The 17,421-nt window shown below is 43.1% G+C and carries 18 protein-coding genes, 1 rRNA gene and 1 riboswitch; of the genes, 5 read left to right on the top strand and 14 right to left on the bottom strand.

Annotated elements, in window-relative coordinates; genetic code table 11:
* Positions 1 to 250: ribosomal RNA gene (locus BA724_RS06935) — 16S ribosomal RNA — on the bottom strand; the annotation flags it as partial.
* A gap of 292 nt (positions 251 to 542) precedes the next feature.
* Entirely contained in the window at positions 543 to 1,415 is an 873-nt protein-coding gene (locus BA724_RS06940; protein WP_069937940.1) for a nucleotidyltransferase-like protein, read from the bottom strand.
* 118 nt (positions 1,416 to 1,533) lie between these two features.
* Between BA724_RS06940 and BA724_RS06945 the strand changes: the two genes are divergently transcribed.
* Complete coding sequence (locus tag BA724_RS06945; RefSeq protein WP_069937941.1) at positions 1,534 to 1,893, top strand: YgzB family protein; 360 nt, start codon at positions 1,534 to 1,536, stop codon at positions 1,891 to 1,893.
* 36 nt (positions 1,894 to 1,929) lie between these two features.
* On the opposite strand, the gene perR is transcribed toward BA724_RS06945, so the two are convergent.
* The 3 genes from perR to bcp all read right to left on the bottom strand — a co-directional run bounded on the left by perR (position 1,930) and on the right by bcp (position 3,928).
* Entirely contained in the window at positions 1,930 to 2,394 is a 465-nt protein-coding gene (perR, locus tag BA724_RS06950; protein WP_069937942.1) for a peroxide-responsive transcriptional repressor PerR, read from the bottom strand.
* A gap of 109 nt (positions 2,395 to 2,503) precedes the next feature.
* Positions 2,504 to 3,448, bottom strand: coding sequence for a D-2-hydroxyacid dehydrogenase (locus BA724_RS06955; protein WP_069937943.1), 945 nt, complete (start codon positions 3,446 to 3,448; stop codon positions 2,504 to 2,506).
* 12 nt (positions 3,449 to 3,460) lie between these two features.
* Complete coding sequence (gene bcp, locus BA724_RS06960; RefSeq protein ID WP_069937944.1) at positions 3,461 to 3,928, bottom strand: thioredoxin-dependent thiol peroxidase; 468 nt, start codon at positions 3,926 to 3,928, stop codon at positions 3,461 to 3,463.
* A gap of 128 nt (positions 3,929 to 4,056) precedes the next feature.
* Here bcp and BA724_RS06965 point away from each other — a divergent pair, with 128 nt between their 5' ends.
* Both BA724_RS06965 and BA724_RS06970 read left to right on the top strand, forming a co-directional pair.
* On the top strand, positions 4,057 to 5,346 hold the full coding sequence (locus BA724_RS06965) for a glutamate-1-semialdehyde 2,1-aminomutase (protein WP_069937945.1): 1,290 nt from the start codon (positions 4,057 to 4,059) through the stop codon (positions 5,344 to 5,346).
* Positions 5,347 to 5,559: 213 nt separating this feature from the next.
* Positions 5,560 to 6,636 carry an FUSC family protein gene (locus BA724_RS06970; protein ID WP_069937946.1) on the top strand — a complete coding sequence of 359 codons (1,077 nt, stop codon included), beginning with the start codon at positions 5,560 to 5,562 and terminating at the stop codon, positions 6,634 to 6,636.
* Between the two features lie 105 nt (positions 6,637 to 6,741).
* On the opposite strand, the gene BA724_RS06975 is transcribed toward BA724_RS06970, so the two are convergent.
* From BA724_RS06975 to mutY, 5 genes are all read right to left on the bottom strand, one after another.
* Entirely contained in the window at positions 6,742 to 8,487 is a 1,746-nt protein-coding gene (locus tag BA724_RS06975) for an ABC transporter ATP-binding protein (RefSeq protein WP_069937947.1), read from the bottom strand.
* A gap of 56 nt (positions 8,488 to 8,543) precedes the next feature.
* Positions 8,544 to 9,074, bottom strand: a complete 531-nt coding sequence (ntdP, locus tag BA724_RS06980) for a nucleoside tri-diphosphate phosphatase (RefSeq protein ID WP_069937948.1) — start codon at positions 9,072 to 9,074, stop codon at positions 8,544 to 8,546.
* 151 nt (positions 9,075 to 9,225) lie between these two features.
* Positions 9,226 to 9,417, bottom strand: a complete 192-nt coding sequence (locus BA724_RS06985; protein WP_069937949.1) for a gamma-type small acid-soluble spore protein — start codon at positions 9,415 to 9,417, stop codon at positions 9,226 to 9,228.
* 92 nt (positions 9,418 to 9,509) lie between these two features.
* Positions 9,510 to 10,253, bottom strand: coding sequence for an enoyl-[acyl-carrier-protein] reductase FabL (gene fabL, locus BA724_RS06990; RefSeq protein ID WP_069937950.1), 744 nt, complete (start codon positions 10,251 to 10,253; stop codon positions 9,510 to 9,512).
* Positions 10,250 to 11,341: an A/G-specific adenine glycosylase gene (gene mutY, locus BA724_RS06995; protein WP_083256126.1), complete on the bottom strand. Its 1,092-nt coding sequence runs from the start codon at positions 11,339 to 11,341 to the stop codon at positions 10,250 to 10,252. Before mutY ends, fabL begins: the two co-directional genes overlap by 4 nt.
* Positions 11,342 to 11,433: 92 nt before the next feature.
* On the opposite strand from mutY, the gene BA724_RS07000 reads away from it, so the two are divergent.
* Positions 11,434 to 12,420 (top strand): metal-dependent hydrolase, encoded by a 987-nt coding sequence (locus BA724_RS07000; protein ID WP_069937952.1) that lies wholly within the window; start codon positions 11,434 to 11,436, stop codon positions 12,418 to 12,420.
* Here BA724_RS07000 and BA724_RS07005 read toward each other — a convergent pair.
* From BA724_RS07005 to recX, 3 genes are read right to left on the bottom strand one after another with little or no spacing between them, the layout of a single operon-like run.
* A complete protein-coding gene (locus BA724_RS07005) occupies positions 12,417 to 12,686 on the bottom strand; it encodes a YfhJ family protein (RefSeq protein ID WP_069937953.1) in 270 nt (89 codons plus the stop codon). The two genes, BA724_RS07000 and BA724_RS07005, sit on opposite strands and share 4 nt — an antisense overlap.
* 5 nt (positions 12,687 to 12,691) lie before the next feature.
* Positions 12,692 to 13,015: a YfhH family protein gene (locus BA724_RS07010; protein ID WP_069937954.1), complete on the bottom strand. Its 324-nt coding sequence runs from the start codon at positions 13,013 to 13,015 to the stop codon at positions 12,692 to 12,694.
* Between the two features lie 17 nt (positions 13,016 to 13,032).
* Entirely contained in the window at positions 13,033 to 13,824 is a 792-nt protein-coding gene (recX, locus tag BA724_RS07015; RefSeq protein WP_069937955.1) for a recombination regulator RecX, read from the bottom strand.
* A gap of 87 nt (positions 13,825 to 13,911) precedes the next feature.
* Between recX and BA724_RS07020 the strand changes: the two genes are divergently transcribed.
* The gene (locus BA724_RS07020) at positions 13,912 to 14,826 is read left to right on the top strand and encodes a TIGR01777 family oxidoreductase (protein WP_069937956.1); all 915 of its coding nucleotides are present in this window, start codon (positions 13,912 to 13,914) and stop codon (positions 14,824 to 14,826) included.
* A 40-nt stretch (positions 14,827 to 14,866) separates the two neighbouring features.
* Here the strand turns inward: BA724_RS07020 and BA724_RS07025 are convergent, their stop codons facing one another.
* A complete protein-coding gene (locus tag BA724_RS07025; RefSeq protein WP_069937957.1) occupies positions 14,867 to 16,843 on the bottom strand; it encodes a methyl-accepting chemotaxis protein in 1,977 nt (658 codons plus the stop codon).
* Between the two features lie 133 nt (positions 16,844 to 16,976).
* A riboswitch (cyclic di-GMP riboswitch) is annotated at positions 16,977 to 17,062 on the bottom strand.
* Positions 17,063 to 17,421 lie beyond the last annotated feature (359 nt).

Consider the following 17,421-nt stretch of genomic DNA (forward strand, 5'->3'; position numbering starts at 1 on the left):
ATGCGCCGCGGGCCCATCCTGCAGTGACAGCCGAAGCCGCCTTTTAAAAGGAAGCCATGAGGTTTCCAATGTTATTCGGTATTAGCCCCGGTTTCCCGGAGTTATCCCAATCTGCAGGGCAGGTTGCCCACGTGTTACTCACCCGTCCGCCGCTGACTTCCGGGAGCAAGCTCCCTTCTGTCCGCTCGACTTGCATGTATTAGGCACGCCGCCAGCGTTCGTCCTGAGCCAGGATCAAACTCTCCAAAAAGTGTTTGACTGCTCATTTGTTTCTATTAAAAATACGGGGTGTATTTTTAATAGAAGTTAAAAATTAAAACGTTGACGTTTTTATTGATTTTGTTCAGTTTTCAATGTTCAATACAACTCAGCGCCGTCGTTATAAAACTTAAAACAGCGACTTTCTCATAATACCAAGATGAATCAAATTCGTCAAGGATTATTTTTAATTTCTTTTTGGCTGTTTTAATTTCTCCTAACAGCGACGCTAATTAATATAACATCACATTTAATGTTGAGTCAATGATTTTCTTGAAAAATAATTAATCTTTTTTCACTTGATAATGACGATGGAAAATCCCCTGCCCTTTTGTCTGAACAGAAACAACATGAACGAGCTGCCGATCAATCAAATATTCCATTAATGTTACAATATCTACCGCATAATGCATTACCTCTTCATGTTTTAACAATTCACTGATACTCCACCATTCCTTTTCCTTCATCAGTGTCAGTAAATGGTCTGCTCCTCGTTCAGTCCGCGAATGAATTAAAAATTCACTCGCTAAAAAAAGAAGTTCCAGTCTTTTTTGCAAATTCTCATCGCTTGTTAAAAGTTCTTCGTACAATTTATAAATGCCTGGTTCAATGTGGCGAACTTGATTCCAGACAGTCAATTCTGGATAAAACCCATTTTCAATAACAGAAAGCCGGGCTAGATGGTGCAATGAATGCATTACGTGATTATATGCGTCTAAAAAGTGAGCATCATTAAAAAATGCTTTCCCATCTGTGTAACGTTTAATTAATTTCGCAAATTCAATCGTCATTTTAATTTTCCGGCCGTAAAATGGAAAGTCACGCATTTCCGTTTTCAGCTCTTGAACGTATTCATTTCGATCAAATAAAATCCTTCCATGATAAAGCCATTCAATGACTTTTCGGTTTGTACCTAAAAGAAGCCATTCCTTTAATTGCGCTTCTGTCACGATATACATTGAAGCTGTTTCTTCATTCCAGTCCACATAATGTTTAATAAAAACAGCTTCCTCCGCTTCTTTAACAATGATAAGCAGAATGGAATCAAAGTTTTCGGTAAACGCTCGATTTTGTTCGTTTTTCTGTATGGCTAATACACCGAGTGTATTTTGCTGACTTGTTCGTTCTTGATATAAGGGGCGTAGCAGATCTTCCACTTTCTTTTCCTCCAGACGTTTAAATTTCATTTTGTTTAGTTTCGACATAAAATGTCGAATTCCTGCCATAAGGAGACAGAGATTGTATGATATAGTGTTTAGTGGGAGGATGAAAACGATGGCAAAAAAATATTCAAGCAAAATTAATAAAATCCGTACATTTGCGTTAAGCCTTATTTTTATTGGATTTGTTGTAATGTACGGTGGTATTTTCTTCCGTGAAAACTTCCTCGTCATGACGATCTTCATGCTGCTTGGCCTTCTATGCATTGTGGCCAGTACAGTTGTGTATTTCTGGATCGGCATGCTGTCGACCAGAGCGGTACAGGTTGTTTGTCCAAACTGTGGGAAGCCGACAAAAGTGCTTGGACGAGTCGACATGTGCATGTACTGCAACGAGCCGCTTACGCTGGACCCTTCTTTGGAAGGAAAAGAATTCGATGAAAAGTATAATCAGAAAAAAAGCCTTGATAACTAGAAAAAAAACCTCCATCCTAAAAGGACGATGGAGGTTTTAGTGTAAATCTTTATGGTTGCACTCTGCGCATGTACCGTATATTTCCATGCGGTGATGACTAATTTTAAAGCCTGTTACATGTGCTGCAAGCTGCTCGACTTCATCAAGACCTGGATAATGGAAGTCAACAATCTTGCCGCACGTTTCGCAAATCACGTGGTAATGCTCTGTTGTAACGAAATCAAAGCGGCTTGATGTATCACCATAAGTTAATTCTTTTACGAGACCCACTTCACGGAATACGCGTAAATTATTGTACACAGTGGCAACACTCATATTTGGAAACTTTCCTTCAAGCGCTTTATAAATGTCATCAGCAGTCGGGTGCGTCATCGACTCGACGAGAAATTCAAGAATCGCATGGCGTTGAGGAGTAATACGGACACCGGTTTGTTTCAGTGTATCAAGCGCATCTTTCAACTGATCATGGGATTCATGGACATGTGTGTGTGACAAGGACATACACCTCTTTTCTTTCTGAAAAGGATTATTACTTTGTAATCTTTATAAACAGTGTACTCGCAAATGATTATAATTGTCAATGGAAAAGAAAAACCGGCTTAGCGCCGGTTTAATATCCTTTCGTCACATCAATGACATTTGCATAATCTCCGCCGTCGATAAAGCAGCGAAGATTATGTTCGAAAATCTCCATTGCCCTTGGAACGTATTGCTTTGTGACACTGGAAATGTGCGGCGTAACCGTTATAGCCGGATGACGCCAAAATGGATGGGCTTCAGGAAGCGGTTCTACCGTGAATACGTCTAAATACGCATGGGCAATTTCTTCATCATTAATAGCTGAAAGCAAAACGAGTTCTGAGACTAGGTCACCCCGCCCAATGTTGATAAAGGCAGCCGTATTTTTCATCGCCTCAAAGTGCTCTTGCTGCAGCAGATTAATCGTTTCTGGCGTACTCGGCAAAACTGATACAATAAAGTCCGCCCCACGAACAGCCGAATCAAGTTCATGAATCGTAAAAATTTGATCAAATTCTTCAACATGACGGCCGCTTTTATTAACACCCGTTGTCGCCATCTGGAATGCTTTTGCGAGCCGGGCAATCTCTTGGCCGATCGCTCCTGTTCCAAGAATCGCCACTTCTTTTCCGGCCAATTCCTGCAGTGGCAGCTCCTTATTCCACGTTTCGGACTGTTCAAGCGTATGCAGTTCTGCAAATCGCTTTACATGATTCAGCATAAAACCAAGAGTAAATTCCGCCATTGGAATCTTATGTATACCACGGGCATTTGTGACAAGGATATCCCGGTCTCTGATAGCCTGAAGCGGCATTTCTTCAATACCAGCCGAAGCCACCATAATCCATTTAAGAGACTCGCACTCATGAATACGCTCTTCTGTGAGATCACTCCCGAATGTCACCAAAATCTCCGCTTCAAGGAGCGATTGGGCTTCATCCAATTGCTTATAAAACGAAAATGTTTCGTTTGGGAATTTTTTCTGAAGATCCGCTTGAATATCCCGCGGCGGGCGAAATGTAAATACGATGTTCAATGAAGTTCCCCCTTAACCTAACGCTTTTACTGCTTCAAGCGTTTCTTCTACATGTCCTTTTACGCGAACTTTCCGCCATTCTTTTGTGATAATGCCTTCTTTATTAATTAAAAAAGTCGAGCGTTCAATGCCCATATATTCTTTGCCGAAGTTCTTTTTCAGCGTCCAGACGCCGTACAGTTTTGCCGCTGTTTGTTCTTCATCAGCAAGCAATGTAAAAGGTAATCTATGTTTCTCAATAAATTTTTGATGGCGCGTAGCCGAATCCGGACTGATGCCGATAATAACCGTATTGTACGCAGAAAATACGCTGTTTTGGTCCCGGAAATCACATGCTTCTGTTGTGCAGCCCGGTGTCATATCCTTCGGGTAAAAATAAAGAACAATATTCTTCCCTTTAAAGTCCGCAATATTCACCTGTTTTCCCTCTTGATCCGGCAATGTAAAAATCGGTGCCGGCTTTCCAGTTAAATCTTCCACTCGAATTCCCCCTTTTTCTTTTAGCGTATCGAATCGGGCTGAAATTGGCAACTAATGAACGATTCGTTGATTCCTTTTCTGAAGAGGTCTACAATGAAACAGAAAAACAACTCAGGAGGCTTTTCATTATGAATTTTGCAAAATCTGATGCGCTCCATCAAGAAGCGCTCGAACATATTGTCGGCGGTGTCAACAGCCCGTCCCGTTCTTATAAGGCAGTTGGCGGAGGAGCACCTATTGCCATGGCGCGCGGAGAGGGAGCATACTTTTGGGATATAGATGGGAATCAATACATTGACTATTTAGCCGCATACGGGCCGATTATTACCGGGCATGCGCATCCTCATATTACAGAGGCAATTACAAAAGCGGCGCAAAACGGGGTGTTATTCGGTACGCCGACCGAGCATGAAGTGATGTTTGCCAAAAAGCTGAAAAAAGCAATGCCAGCCCTGGATAAAGTCCGCTTCGTGAACAGCGGCACCGAAGCGGTCATGACAACGATTCGTGTTGCACGGGCTTATACAAAGCGGGATAAAATCATTAAATTCGCCGGGTGTTATCACGGCCATTCAGACCTTGTTCTCGTCGCGGCAGGAAGCGGCCCTTCCACTCTTGGGACACCAGATTCAGCTGGCGTGCCGAAAAGCATTGCTCAGGAAGTGATCACAGTTCCGTTTAATGAAACAGAACCGTTAAAAGAAGCGCTTGAAAAATGGGGCGATAATGTCGCAGCCGTTATGATTGAACCGATCGTCGGCAACTTCGGCATTGTTGAGCCAAAACCAGGCTTTCTAGAAGAGGTGAAACGACTTACTCATAACGCTGGTGCACTCCTTATTTTTGATGAAGTGATTTCTGCTTTCCGCTTTATGTACGGCGGCGCCCAGGATTTACTTGGCGTGACACCAGACTTAACGGCTCTTGGCAAGATCATCGGCGGCGGCCTGCCAATCGGTGCTTATGGCGGCCGCGCGGATGTTATGGAAGAAGTAGCGCCTCTTGGTCCTGCTTATCAAGCAGGAACAATGGCAGGGAACCCCGCTTCGATGCTGTCTGGCCTTGCCTGTTTGGAGGTAATCGAAAAAGAAGGCATTTATGAGCAGCTTGATCATTTAGGCGCGCTGCTTGAAGACGGCCTTTTAAAGGCAGCAGCTAAAGCAAAAATTCCGGTTACTATTAATCGCCTAAAAGGCGCCTTAACGATTTACTTTACCGATCAAAAAGTCGTCAACTACGACCAGGCAGAAGCAACAGATGGCGAGCTTTTTGCAAGATTCTTTAAAGAAATGCTGCATCGCGGTATTAATTTAGCTCCATCAAAATATGAAGCTTGGTTTTTAACGACTGCCCATACAGAAGAAGATATTCAAAAAACCATCCGCGCCGCTGAAGAAGCATTCGCTTCACTAAGATAACATTCTTCTAAAAGCGCTCACGTCCTGTGAGCAACGAAGAAGCCAAAACATCCTGTTTAAGAAACGCCTTCATTTCCAAGGCGTTTCTTTTTCATTTTTCTGTCACTTGCAATGCCTTCTGTTCCGTTGTATAGTACAGTTTGTTTGACTCGAAGAGATTTGCGGTAAACACGTATCAATATAATTTATTTTTAGAAAGGACTTACCTATCAAATGAAGCTTGGTGCCCGCATTTTTAAAACGGGAATTGCCATCGTTTTAGCTCTTTATATTGCACAGTGGCTTGGGCTGCCATCGCCGGTCTTTGCCGGAATCGCGGCTGTTTTTGCCATTCAGCCAAATATTTACCGTTCCTATTTAACAGTGGTAGAACAAATTCAGGCGAATATCGTCGGTGCAACAATCGCGATTCTTTTCGTACTTGTTTTTGGAAACCACATTATTATTGTCGGCCTCGCCGCGATTATCGCCATTATTATTTTACTTAAGTTTAAGCTTGAGAAATCAATCAGCATCGCCCTTGTAACCATTATTGCGATTATGGAAGTGCAGAACGACCAGTTTGTTCAATTTTCAATGATCCGTATGTTTAATATTTCAATCGGGGTTTTGTCCTCATTCATTGTAAATCTTGTTTTTTTACCACCCAAATACGAAACAAAATTATTTTCTTCCCTTAATCAATTAAGCGAAGACGTATTAAAGTGGATCCGAATCACATCCAGGAACGCATCAGAATCCCATTTATTAAAAAAAGATATAAGCAGGCAGCGTGAAAAACTTATCAAGATCGATAATATGTTTTTGCTATATAAAGAAGACCGGACACCGCTGAAGAAAAACCTTCGGGCGAAGCAGCGAAAAACGGTCCTGTACCGTAAACTGATTTTAACGACCCGGCGCAGCATGGACATTTTACAGCGCCTCAATCAGTACGAGAATGAACTCCACCATTTAAATCCGGAGCTGTTACGGACAATGCAGGACCACCTTGACTGCCTTGTCAGCTACCATGAGCATTTGCTTCTCCGGTTTGTCGGCAAAGCGAAAACGACAGAAACATCTGAAGAGTTGTTTGAGCCGTGCATGAACCGAGATGAATTTATGCATATGTTTACAGATGAGATCTATAAAGAAAACAAAGAAGAACTTACATCCTCCATTCACCTTCTCCACATCGTATCATCGATTTTGGAATATGGAGAAAAACTGGAGCACTTAGACCACCTGATGACCAGCTTTTACAAATATCATAAAGATGATGAAGCTCCTGAATACGAAGAAGAATAAGAAAAAGGCGGTCCGTCCAAAGCCAGAAATAACTGACTTTGACGGGACCGCCTTTTTTTGAATACATCTGTTTATGCTCACGCTGATACGATGAAGGACTTTCTATTATTGATCTAATTGTTGTACTTGAAACAGTTTCCAGTAGCCGCCTTGTTTTTTCATCAATTCTTCATGTGATCCATCTTCTACTACTTTGCCATGCTCAATCAGCACAATTCGGTCTGCATGAGTAATAGTGGATAAGCGGTGGGCGACGATAAAAGTCGTTCTTGTTTTCGCCAGCGCTTCAATCGCTTCCTGAATTAGATGCTCACTTTCTAAATCGAGTGCTGATGTCGCTTCGTCCAAAATAAGGATTGGCGGATTTTTCAGGAATACACGGGCAATGGCCACGCGCTGCTTCTGACCGCCGGACAATTTGACACCCCGCTCGCCGACTTTTGTTTCATAACCGTTCGGCAGCGCCATAATAAAGTCATGTGCGTTCGCTGCTTTGGCTGCTTCGATCACTTCTTCATCCGTCCCGCCTGGGCGGCCAAGCAAAATATTTTCCCGAACCGAATCGCTGAACAAAATGTTGTCCTGCAGCACCATACCGATTTTATCGCGTAATGAGCGGACGTTAAAATCACGGATGTCGGTGCCATCAAGCAAAATCCGTCCATCTGTTACATCGTAAAAACGTGGAATTAAGCTGACAAGTGACGACTTGCCACCGCCGCTCATCCCGACGAGCGCAACCGTTTCTCCTGCTTTTACATGCAAATCAACATCTTTAAGCACCCGTTCTTCTCCTTCATCATAACGAAAATGAACGTGGTCAAATATAATGTCCCCTTTTACATCACGGCATTCAACCGCTTCCGGTTTATCGGTTATATCGTATTTTTCATCAAGGAGCTCAAACACGCGGTCCATGGAAGCGACCGCCTGCGTTAACGTCGTCGATGAATTAACAAGACGGCGCAGCGGATTGTACAAACGATCAATGTACGCAATAAACGCCGCCATTGTCCCGACGGTTAAGTTCCCGTCAATAACTTGGATACCGGCATAACCAATGACTAAAAGCGGTGCGATATCGGTCATTGTATTGACGACGGCAAATGCTTTTGCGTTCCACGCTGTCTGGTCCAGTGCTTTTTGCAGGAAATTTTTATTATGTGTTCGAAAACGTTCCTGTTCGACCGGTTCAATGGCAAAACTTTTAATAACCGGCATTCCTTGGACACGTTCATGCAAGTGACTCTGCACTTCGGCAAGAGCCTGTGAACGGACGCGGGTCAAACGGCGCAAATTACCAAAAAAGTATTTGACGCTCAGTGCGTAAAACGGAAACACCACAAGTGCCACAAGTGTTAATTTCACGTCCATTGTCATCATAATCGCAGCAGCAATGACAATGGTTGCCGCATCAAGCCAGACATTCATCAGCCCGGTAATGACAAAGTTTTTCGTTTGCTCCACGTCGTTGATCACACGCGAGATCACTTCACCTGCGCGCGTATTGGCATAATACTTAAAGCTGAGCTGCTGAATGTGTGCAAACAGGCGATCACGGATGTCATATAAAATTTTACTGCCTGTCCACTGAGCAAAGTATTGCCGGTAATATTCAACCGGATATCGGACGATAACGAATAAAATAAGCATAAGCCCGATTAACCAGTAGAGCTGTTCTTTTTTATCTGCCGCACTCATTGAGCCACCAATGATGTCATCAATAACGTACTTGATCAATATTGGCAGCAAAAGCGGAATTCCAAATTTCACAATCCCGATCAATAACGTGCCGGCAATCTGCCACCTGTACGGCTTAACAAATTGCATGTATCGTTTAATAACGCCCATCTCTTATCCCCCTTCTTTCCACAACGAAAAAACCTGTTGAACACTTCAACAGGCCTTCAGCGACATAGCTGTGAGTATTTCCCATACCAGCGCTCGATAAATCCGGGTGAAAATGGGCCTTTCTGCTGTTCAATCAATTGAAGCAGATAATCCATATTACGCCGCAAAATTTTATCAATGACTTCCGGATAGTTCATCTCATGGCTATGCTGTCGGTACTCGTCTTCATCAAGTAAAATATACGTCATATCCGGAAAAACCTTTACGTCAAGATCATAATCAATATACTTGAGCGCGCCCTGGTCAAACACGAATGGTGAACTAATATTGCAATAGTAATGGATACCGTCTGCACGAAGCATGCCAATTACATTAAACCATTTACGTGTGTGAAAGTAACAGATTGCCGGCTCGCGTGTCACCCATGTCCGTCCGTCTGATTCTGTTACAATTGTCCGATCGTTTCCACCAATAACAATATTTTCAGTTGCTTTTACGACAACTGTTTCTTCCCACACCCGATGAATGTGGCCATTATGCTTATAGCTGTGAATCTGCACCGATTCACCTTCTGCAGGAATCTCCATTGTTGTCCCCTACTTTCCAGCGTCACATGTTGTTTATCTTCCCTTTTTACACGCACGGTAAAACGTTCATCTTCTATTATAACGATTAACAGCTCAAATGAAAACAAAATGAAGCCCCGGCTAAGCGCCGGGGCTTCATTTTGTTTTCATATTATCGATTTTGATTTGATGTTGAATTTCTTTTGTTCGCTTCAGAGGCTGCATTTTGCTGTCTTACTTCCTGTGCATTTGTTTCAGAAGCAAACTCTGTTTTATACTGCTGTCCTTGAGCGGATGCAGCGTTTTGTCGTCTCACTTGGTTAACGTCTGTGCCAGCTGTTGTTTTATTGCGGTTGTTGTTCATTTTTTCACCCCTACGGTTATTTTGTCTTCGTGGTGTTGTGCTCTCCACGCTGATTATATTGACCGAAAAAGATGGATGTTATTCGCGGAAATTTAAACGAGCAACGACCGGCCTCCATCGACGATAATCGTTTGTCCCCGGATCATAAAAGCACCCGGTGACGCTAAAAACAGCACCGTTTGAACGATATCATCCATTTCAACAATGCGGCCGGCCGGCGTATTTTCTTTTGCATCAGCCAACATTTCATCACGATTGGAAAAGTGCTTGAGTGCATCCGTGTCGACTGCCCCGCCTGATACCGCATTGACCACGATATTCTTTGAAGCCAGTTCTACCGACAAATAACGAGTCAACGCTTCAACAGCCGCTTTTGATACGCCAACCGCCGTGTAATTTTTTAAATAGCGGATTGAGCCGAGCGAACTGATGCTGATAATAGCTCCGCCCCCTGACTTTTCCATTAATTTAGCCGCTTCCTGTGCACAAAACAGGAGTGCCTTGCTGTTAATATCCATCGTCCAGTTCCAATGTTTTTCTTCAAGTTCCATAATCGGACGCTGCACGCCGGAAGCAGCGTTGTTAATAAAAACATCCAGACGGCCAAATTCTTGATCAATTGCCTCAAACATCGCCTTAATCTTAGACGTATCGCCAACATTTGCTTTCACAACGAGCGCCCGGCGGCCAAGCGCTTCAATCTCTTTCGCGGTAGCTTCTGCCGCTGTTTTGCTGCGGGCATAATTGACGACAATATCATACCCTTTTTTAGCCAATGCAATCGCGATCGCTTTTCCAATTCCGCGGCTTGATCCTGTTACTAATGCTGTTTTCATTTGTCCATTCCTTTCACATGCTGCCAAATTTTTTGATGAGAGACAGAAAAAGCATACGTTTCCAGATCTTCTTTTGAAACAAATTTCGTCCGTTCTTTTTCTGTTTTTGCATCGATTGTTCCAATATAGACATCAATTTCCCACGTTAAATGGGAAAATATATGAATAATATCCGTTGCTTTTTCCGGCTGTATGCAAGCGTTCAAACCGTATTCCGCTTCCACATATGCTTCTAGCGCACTCCGGGGATTTATTCCAGTCGGCAGTTCCATATTAGGGAACTGCCATAAGTTCGCTAAAAGCCCTGATGATGGGCGTTTTTCAATTAAAACTGTTCCATCCGGCGCTTCGAGCACAACCGCACCCATGCGTATTTTTTTATCTGATTTCTTTTTTGTTTTAACGGGAAGCTCACGCTGGATACCTTCCTCAAACGCCTGACAATGATTTTGCACCGGACATAACAGACAAGCGGGAGATGTTGGTGTGCAAATCGTTGCGCCCAGCTCCATTAACGCCTGATTAAAGGAAGAGGGGTCTTCTTCATACATTATTTTTCGAACCGCCTGCTCAAAAATTTTACGGGCTGATGGTTTCGCAATGTCATCCCAAATTGTTAAGATACGTGACATGACACGCATGACATTACCGTCTACAGCCGGCTCAGGCAGCCCGTAAGCGATGCTTAAAACCGCTCCGCCCGTGTATGGACCGACTCCTTTTAATGATAAAAATTCATCCTTGTCAGCCGGCACTACTCCACCATAGCTTTCCGCTACTTCCTTAACCGCTGACTGCAAGTTGCGGACACGTGAGTAATAGCCGAGCCCTTCCCACGCTTTCATGACCGCTTCCTCATCGGCGCCCGCCAATGATTCAACAGTCGGAAATTGTTCCATAAACCGATTGAAATATGGAATCACAGTGTCAACACGTGTTTGCTGAAGCATAATTTCTGATACCCAAATTTTATACGGATCACGTTCATGCCGCCACGGCAGATCCCGCTTTTCTGCTTCATACCAGCTGACTAAATCTTTTTGGAATTTGTTAATGTTTATTTTCTGCAATGCGCTGTTTTCCGGCAAATTTCTTTCCCTCCGCTTTCTGCATGTTACAATGGACTTGAGAATGGGAATACTATTGATGATGAGATCTTTTCGTAAAGGAGGCTGTCTATTTGGATACAGGCACTCATATTGTCATGGGATTTGCTCTCGGCGGCCTGGCAACCCTTGATCCGGTTGTTACCGCAGACCCCGCTACAAAATATGCGGTTATGACGGCTGCTGTGATTGGCTCGCTGGCACCTGATATTGATACGATTTTAAAACTCCGCAATAATGCGGTTTATATTCGAAATCATCGAGGCGCTACACATTCGATTCCAGCCGTTATACTATGGCCGCTGCTTATTACTGGAGCATTGTTTTTTATTTTTCCGGATGCCAATGTCCTTCACCTTTGGCTTTGGTCACAAATTGCTGTTTTTCTGCACGTATTCGTTGATATTTTTAATGCATACGGCACGCAGGCGCTCCGTCCATTTTCATCAAGGTGGGTCGCGCTCGGTGTTATTAATACGTTTGACTCATTTATTTTCACGATGCACATTATTGGACTGCTGCTTTGGTGGCTTGCTGGTTTTGATCCATCATTTACTTTTATAATCGTTTATGCGATCCTGTTTATTTATTATGTTCTCCGCTTTCAAATGCAGGCGGCCATCCGTCATTCCGTCCGCCGGCTTATTCCCGATGCGGAAGAAATTATTATCGCACCGACGATTCGCTTTAACCAATGGCGCATCGCCGTAAAGTCACCTGAATATTTTTATGTAGCGAGGGGCTACCGGCGTTCCGTAACCATTTTGGATAAATACAAACGTGTCCCTGTGCCGGAATCTGTTTTGTTTGAAACAGCGAAAAGAGACAAAAATCTGGACGCCTTCCTTCACTTTTCTCCTGTTTATCGGTGGGAAATGGCTGAATACAATGACTGCTACGAAGTGAAGTTCATCGATCTTCGCTATCGCAGCAAAGAATATTATCCATTTGTCGCGGTCGTTCAGCTTGATTTGGACTATAACATTATCGGTTCGTATACCGGCTGGATTTTCAGCGAAGAAAAGCTGCGCAAAAAACTCACCTTTTTACCTGGTGATTAATGAGACACATCATTTGAATCATCAAGCAAATGTTTATATTTCGGGTTGCGGGCCGCAAATTCATGCAGCTTTGTTCCGTAACTGTCAATCAGCTGTGTAACCATTTTTTCGGTAAGTTCTTTCCCACGATAATCGCGGCCTGCTTTTGCATAAGTCGTTTCAAAATCTTCCCACAAAAGCTCGACCCAAGTGCGTGCACGCGCAACAGACAAGCGGCTGTTTTTTTGAAGCAGCCGCTCTGTTAATTTTTGAAATATTTCTTCCATTTTTGTTACACTCCTTTATTTAATAATGAAATGGGAATACCTTCTTCTTTTCCATCCCCATTTAAACGATAACCCCAGGCAAACACCCCATTTAAATAGTCTACTTTAAAATATTGTCCTGGATCTGTCTTCAGTTCATACATTTTCCCAGGCTTAAAATCATCGGGATTCATTAAATAGGCCTGCGCCATCGACACGCGACGCTCATACACCGCAAATTCATTCACGATACCGAGTTGTTCCGCTTTACGGGCTTTTTCCCGTAGCTGTGCAATTTCCTGTTTTAATTCAATTTCTTCCATTTCACTGTACCGTTTTTCTTGTTTCACATTTATCTCTTCCCTTCTTATTCTTCTGACAGCCGGTCAATTGCCCGGTCAATGTCTGACAAATCAAAGCCTTTTCGGTAAAGTGCCGCTTTCATTTTTTGGCGATATTCCCGCTTTTCAAACGATTGATAGCGGCGGTGCGCTTTTTCTGCTTGATGCATGAGCGCTTCCATTTCCGCTTCCGCGTCCGGTTCAGCTTTAATTGCTGCTTTTTTCATGACGGCCGCAGAGTAGCCTTTCGTTAAAACGTGCTGCTCCGCTTTTTTTTGCTGCAAAAATGCAGAATCCCGCTTATACTTTTTCAGCTGCTTTTGGAATAAATCGGCCGCTTTTTCGATTTGCTCTTCTTCTGTAAACTGCTCGATTAGGGAAGCGGCTGTATAATCGTCAATTCCTTTTTCCTTCAGCTCACGCAAAATAACAGCCGGTCCTTTTTCCGTCGTCTGGATTTGCGTCTTAATATACGCGTCCGCAAATTGCTCATCATTTAAATAACCCATTGACCCAAGCCGTTCCATAATTTCGTCTTGCGCTTCCAGTTCAATTTCTTTCTTTTTCAAGTAATTGCGCACTTCTTTTTCAGATCTCATGCGGACAGATAAAAAGTTGATGGCGGTATTGATGCCACGCTGAACATTGTCGCGCACTCCAATTTCAGAGCGTTCCTCTTCAGTGATTGTTTGGCCTTTTTTTAAATTAAATTCGATCAGCACGGCTTCGTCGGCACTGAACGCATATTCGCCGTCAATTTCTATATTATAGCGGTCCACCCGTTTTTGCTGAACCGTTATTTTTGTAATAACACCCATTACTCACGCTCCTCAGCACATTCGAATAGTTTGTTTACACTCTAAACAGGTAAAATAACAATTATAAAGAATCGGGAGGTCTTCATTATGAAAGCTGTCATCGCCGGGGGCACCGGCTTCGTCGGAAAAGAACTGACAAGTGAACTCGTTCGCCACAGATACGATGTTTATATTTTAACGCGAAACATGGAAAATAAGAAAGAGGAAGACCACCTGCATTACGTAAAATGGCTCACGCCAGGTGCAAAACCGGAAGCAGAACTCGCCGGCGTGGACATTTTTATTAATTTGGCAGGCGAATCGATCAACAGCGGACGATGGACGGAAGAACGAAAAAAACGAATCTTGGACAGCCGGGTGACGGCAACACGTGAGATCATTCGAATTATGAACGCATTGGAGCAAAAGCCAAAGGTTCTCATCAATGCAAGCGCGATTGGCATTTACCCAACCTCTGAAGCCGAGACATTTATAGAATCATCTCGTGTTGCAGGCAGTGGGTTTTTAAGCCATGTCGTGAATGTGTGGGAGGAAGAAGCCATTCAGGCTGATAAAGCTGGCATCCGTACCGCGCTGGCCCGCTTTGGAGTTATTTTAGGTGAAAAAGATGGCGCACTGCCGCGTATGGCAATGCCATACAAATTTGGTGCTGGCGGTAAAATCGGTTCCGGCCGGCAATGGATGTCGTGGGTTCATGTAAAAGACGTTGCAAGGGCAATCCGATTCGCAGCTGAAAACGATTCAATCGAAGGACCGGTTAACGTCACTGCGCCTGCTCCGGTCCGAATGAACGACCTCGGCAAAACACTCGCCAAAGTGCTCAGGCGCCCGCACTGGCTGTTTGTTCCGGAACCCGTATTAAAGCTTGCGCTCGGGGAAATGAGTACGGTTGTCCTGGACGGGCAAAAGGTATTGCCAGATAAGCTTTTGAAAAATGAATTTCAGTTTCAATTTCCGCTTGTGCGGGGAGCGATCGAGGACTTGTATTCATCCCAAAAATAAGTGTAAGGCGCCATTCATCCCGAATGGCGCCTTACGAAGTTCAAATTTTAAACCGGTTCAATAAGTCTTTTAATTCTTCAGCAAATTGAGCTGTTTTCTCTATAGATTCAGTAATATCCTGAATTGACAGCAGCTGATCTTCAGAAGACGAGGCTACTTCAAGAATATACGCAGACGATTCTGCCGACTTTCTTGAGTTGTCAGAAATAACGAGCTCGACGCTTCTTACATTTAAAAGAAGATTATCCATTTCTTTAAAAATACTCAATGCTTCATCGGATGATTCTGCCGTTGAACGATACACATTTTGCAATTTTTCGTTTACCGTTTTTAATGTTTCCATTCCCGTTCCAAACTGACTTGTTCCCGCTTCTATGCCAGTAACAGCATTCGAGGTTTCTGTTAAAATTTTACCTACAAGTTCAGAAATTTGTCTGGCAGATAAAGACGACTGCTCCGCCAGCTTTCGAACCTCTTCCGCTACTACCGCGAAGCCCCTTCCATGTTCTCCAGCTCTTGCTGCTTCGATCGACGCATTAAGCGCAAGTAAATTCGTTTGTTCTGTAATCCCCGTGATCAAATCCACGATATTACCGATTTCCGATGAGCGGCTGCCTAGTTTTTTCACTGTGTCAGCAGAATTGCGGATGGATGCTTGTATGGACGACATTTGCTCGATCAAGGTCTGAATTTCTTGATTCACAGCTTCTACTTCCTGATAAGCGGACTTTGTTTTCTCTGATACTACTGAAGAATGATCTTTCATCTCATCAACCATTTCAGTTATTTCGGTAATGGATGCCAGGTTTTTGGTATTACCTTTTTCCTGCTCTGTTGATAGGGCGGCTGCGCTTTGAACATTTTGTGTGACGCCATTGGACAGCTGTACGATCTCTTCGGCGCTTTCGGATAAGTCGGACGTACTTTTTGACACTACTTCTCCTTTTTGAAGAATACCTTTAATTAACACCTGCAAGCTGTCCAGCAGTGCGTTGACATTGCCTGCAAGCTGTCCAATTTCATCCTTTCGCTTAATCCGAAGCCTTTGCGTTAAATCGCCTTCTTCATTCGCCAATTCCGCAATTTTATTATTGATATCTGTGATCGGTTTCAAAGACCGGTTATTCAGCAAATAGCTAATGAGGGCACTTCCCACAATAAAAATAATTGTGATGATGATAAAGTAGTTCAGCAAAGAATTAGCATCGGCAAAAGCTTCACTGACTGGAACAGAAATCATAACACCCCAGTCAACTTCATCAGCTTTGCTGTAAAAAATAAGGTTGTCTTCACCATTAAAATTCGTTTCTACAACGCCTGTTTTTCCATTCATGCTTTCTTTTACAACCTGATTTAAGTCCTCATTTTGATAATCTGCTATTTTTTTATTCAATGTGTCTTCTTTGTTTTGTCCTGCAACGATCGTGCCATCATTCGTGAAAACCGTGACATATCCGCTTTCGCCTAGTGTCACACTGGAAATGATGTTAATCAATGTTTCAATCGGGTATCCACCGGAAGCGACGCCGACAATTTCTCCATTATCGTCATATACTGGCGATGAAGCCAACACAATCGGTGCTTCATTTACCCCCGGCGATGCAGACGGAACAGGATTATATGCGTTCGTTTCTCCCTTCCTGCCGCCGATAAAATGCTCATAGTCACTCACCGGGATTTGTGCATCACCTAAGTGCAGAAATCCTTCAGCATCCATGAAACCAAACGCATCTGGATTTTCCATGCGCTCGGCAAGTCTCGTTCCCAGAGCAGCAGCTTTCGTCGTATCATCTGCTTTCAGCGCATCAGCTTCTGCAATATACTGCATTGTTTCCTGCTTTCCTTCTGTCCAAATATTGATATTCGCTTTCACCGATTCCAGCTGATTATATGCCTGCTCCTGAAATTTCTCATACAAAAATTCCTTCGCTTTTACATAGCCGAACGCTGAAATGCTCATCATAGAAATGGCAATTAGCAGGCTGATCATGAATGTATTTTTAACCACTAATTTCATTAAAATTTCTCCCCTATTTTTTATTACTCATCCATAAATGGCAAATAGGAGGAGACTTTTTGCATAAAATGACCGTTACACAAAAATAAACAAAAACACTTCAAATAAGAAATGTTTCGACCTTCTCCTCATTTTCGGCGGCCTGGCAGCCATAGAATCAAGTTCCTTAGGCCCTTAGCTTTGCGTCCCTGCCTTTCAACAAGTTTGCCATTTCGTATTGAGTATTGCTTTTTATTTATATTATCAATATATGAGAAAAAAGACTCACCGTCAATGGTGAGCCTTCTTTCTCTCAATACTTTAATTACACATTTATGGGACTATATAACCAAATATAAATTCCATTTCTTGTATATTCACGCCTTATCAAAGAATAAATATATAAATTGAATTAAACTTCTTGCTTTCTCCGCTTCCTATCATGAAAGGATCCTTTTTTAAAAAGCAGTGTAATAGGCTGCAGGCTGGCGGCTGCGCCCGTTGGTTTTTAATAAATCACAGAGTATCGATAGACATATATGACCCATTCTTTTCAATAAGAGAAGAAAAGACCAGACTGTTGTTTATCCTTCCTATTT

The organism is Domibacillus iocasae (genome assembly GCF_001750285.1).
In the GTDB taxonomy this organism is placed as follows: domain Bacteria; phylum Bacillota; class Bacilli; order Bacillales; family Domibacillaceae; genus Domibacillus; species Domibacillus iocasae.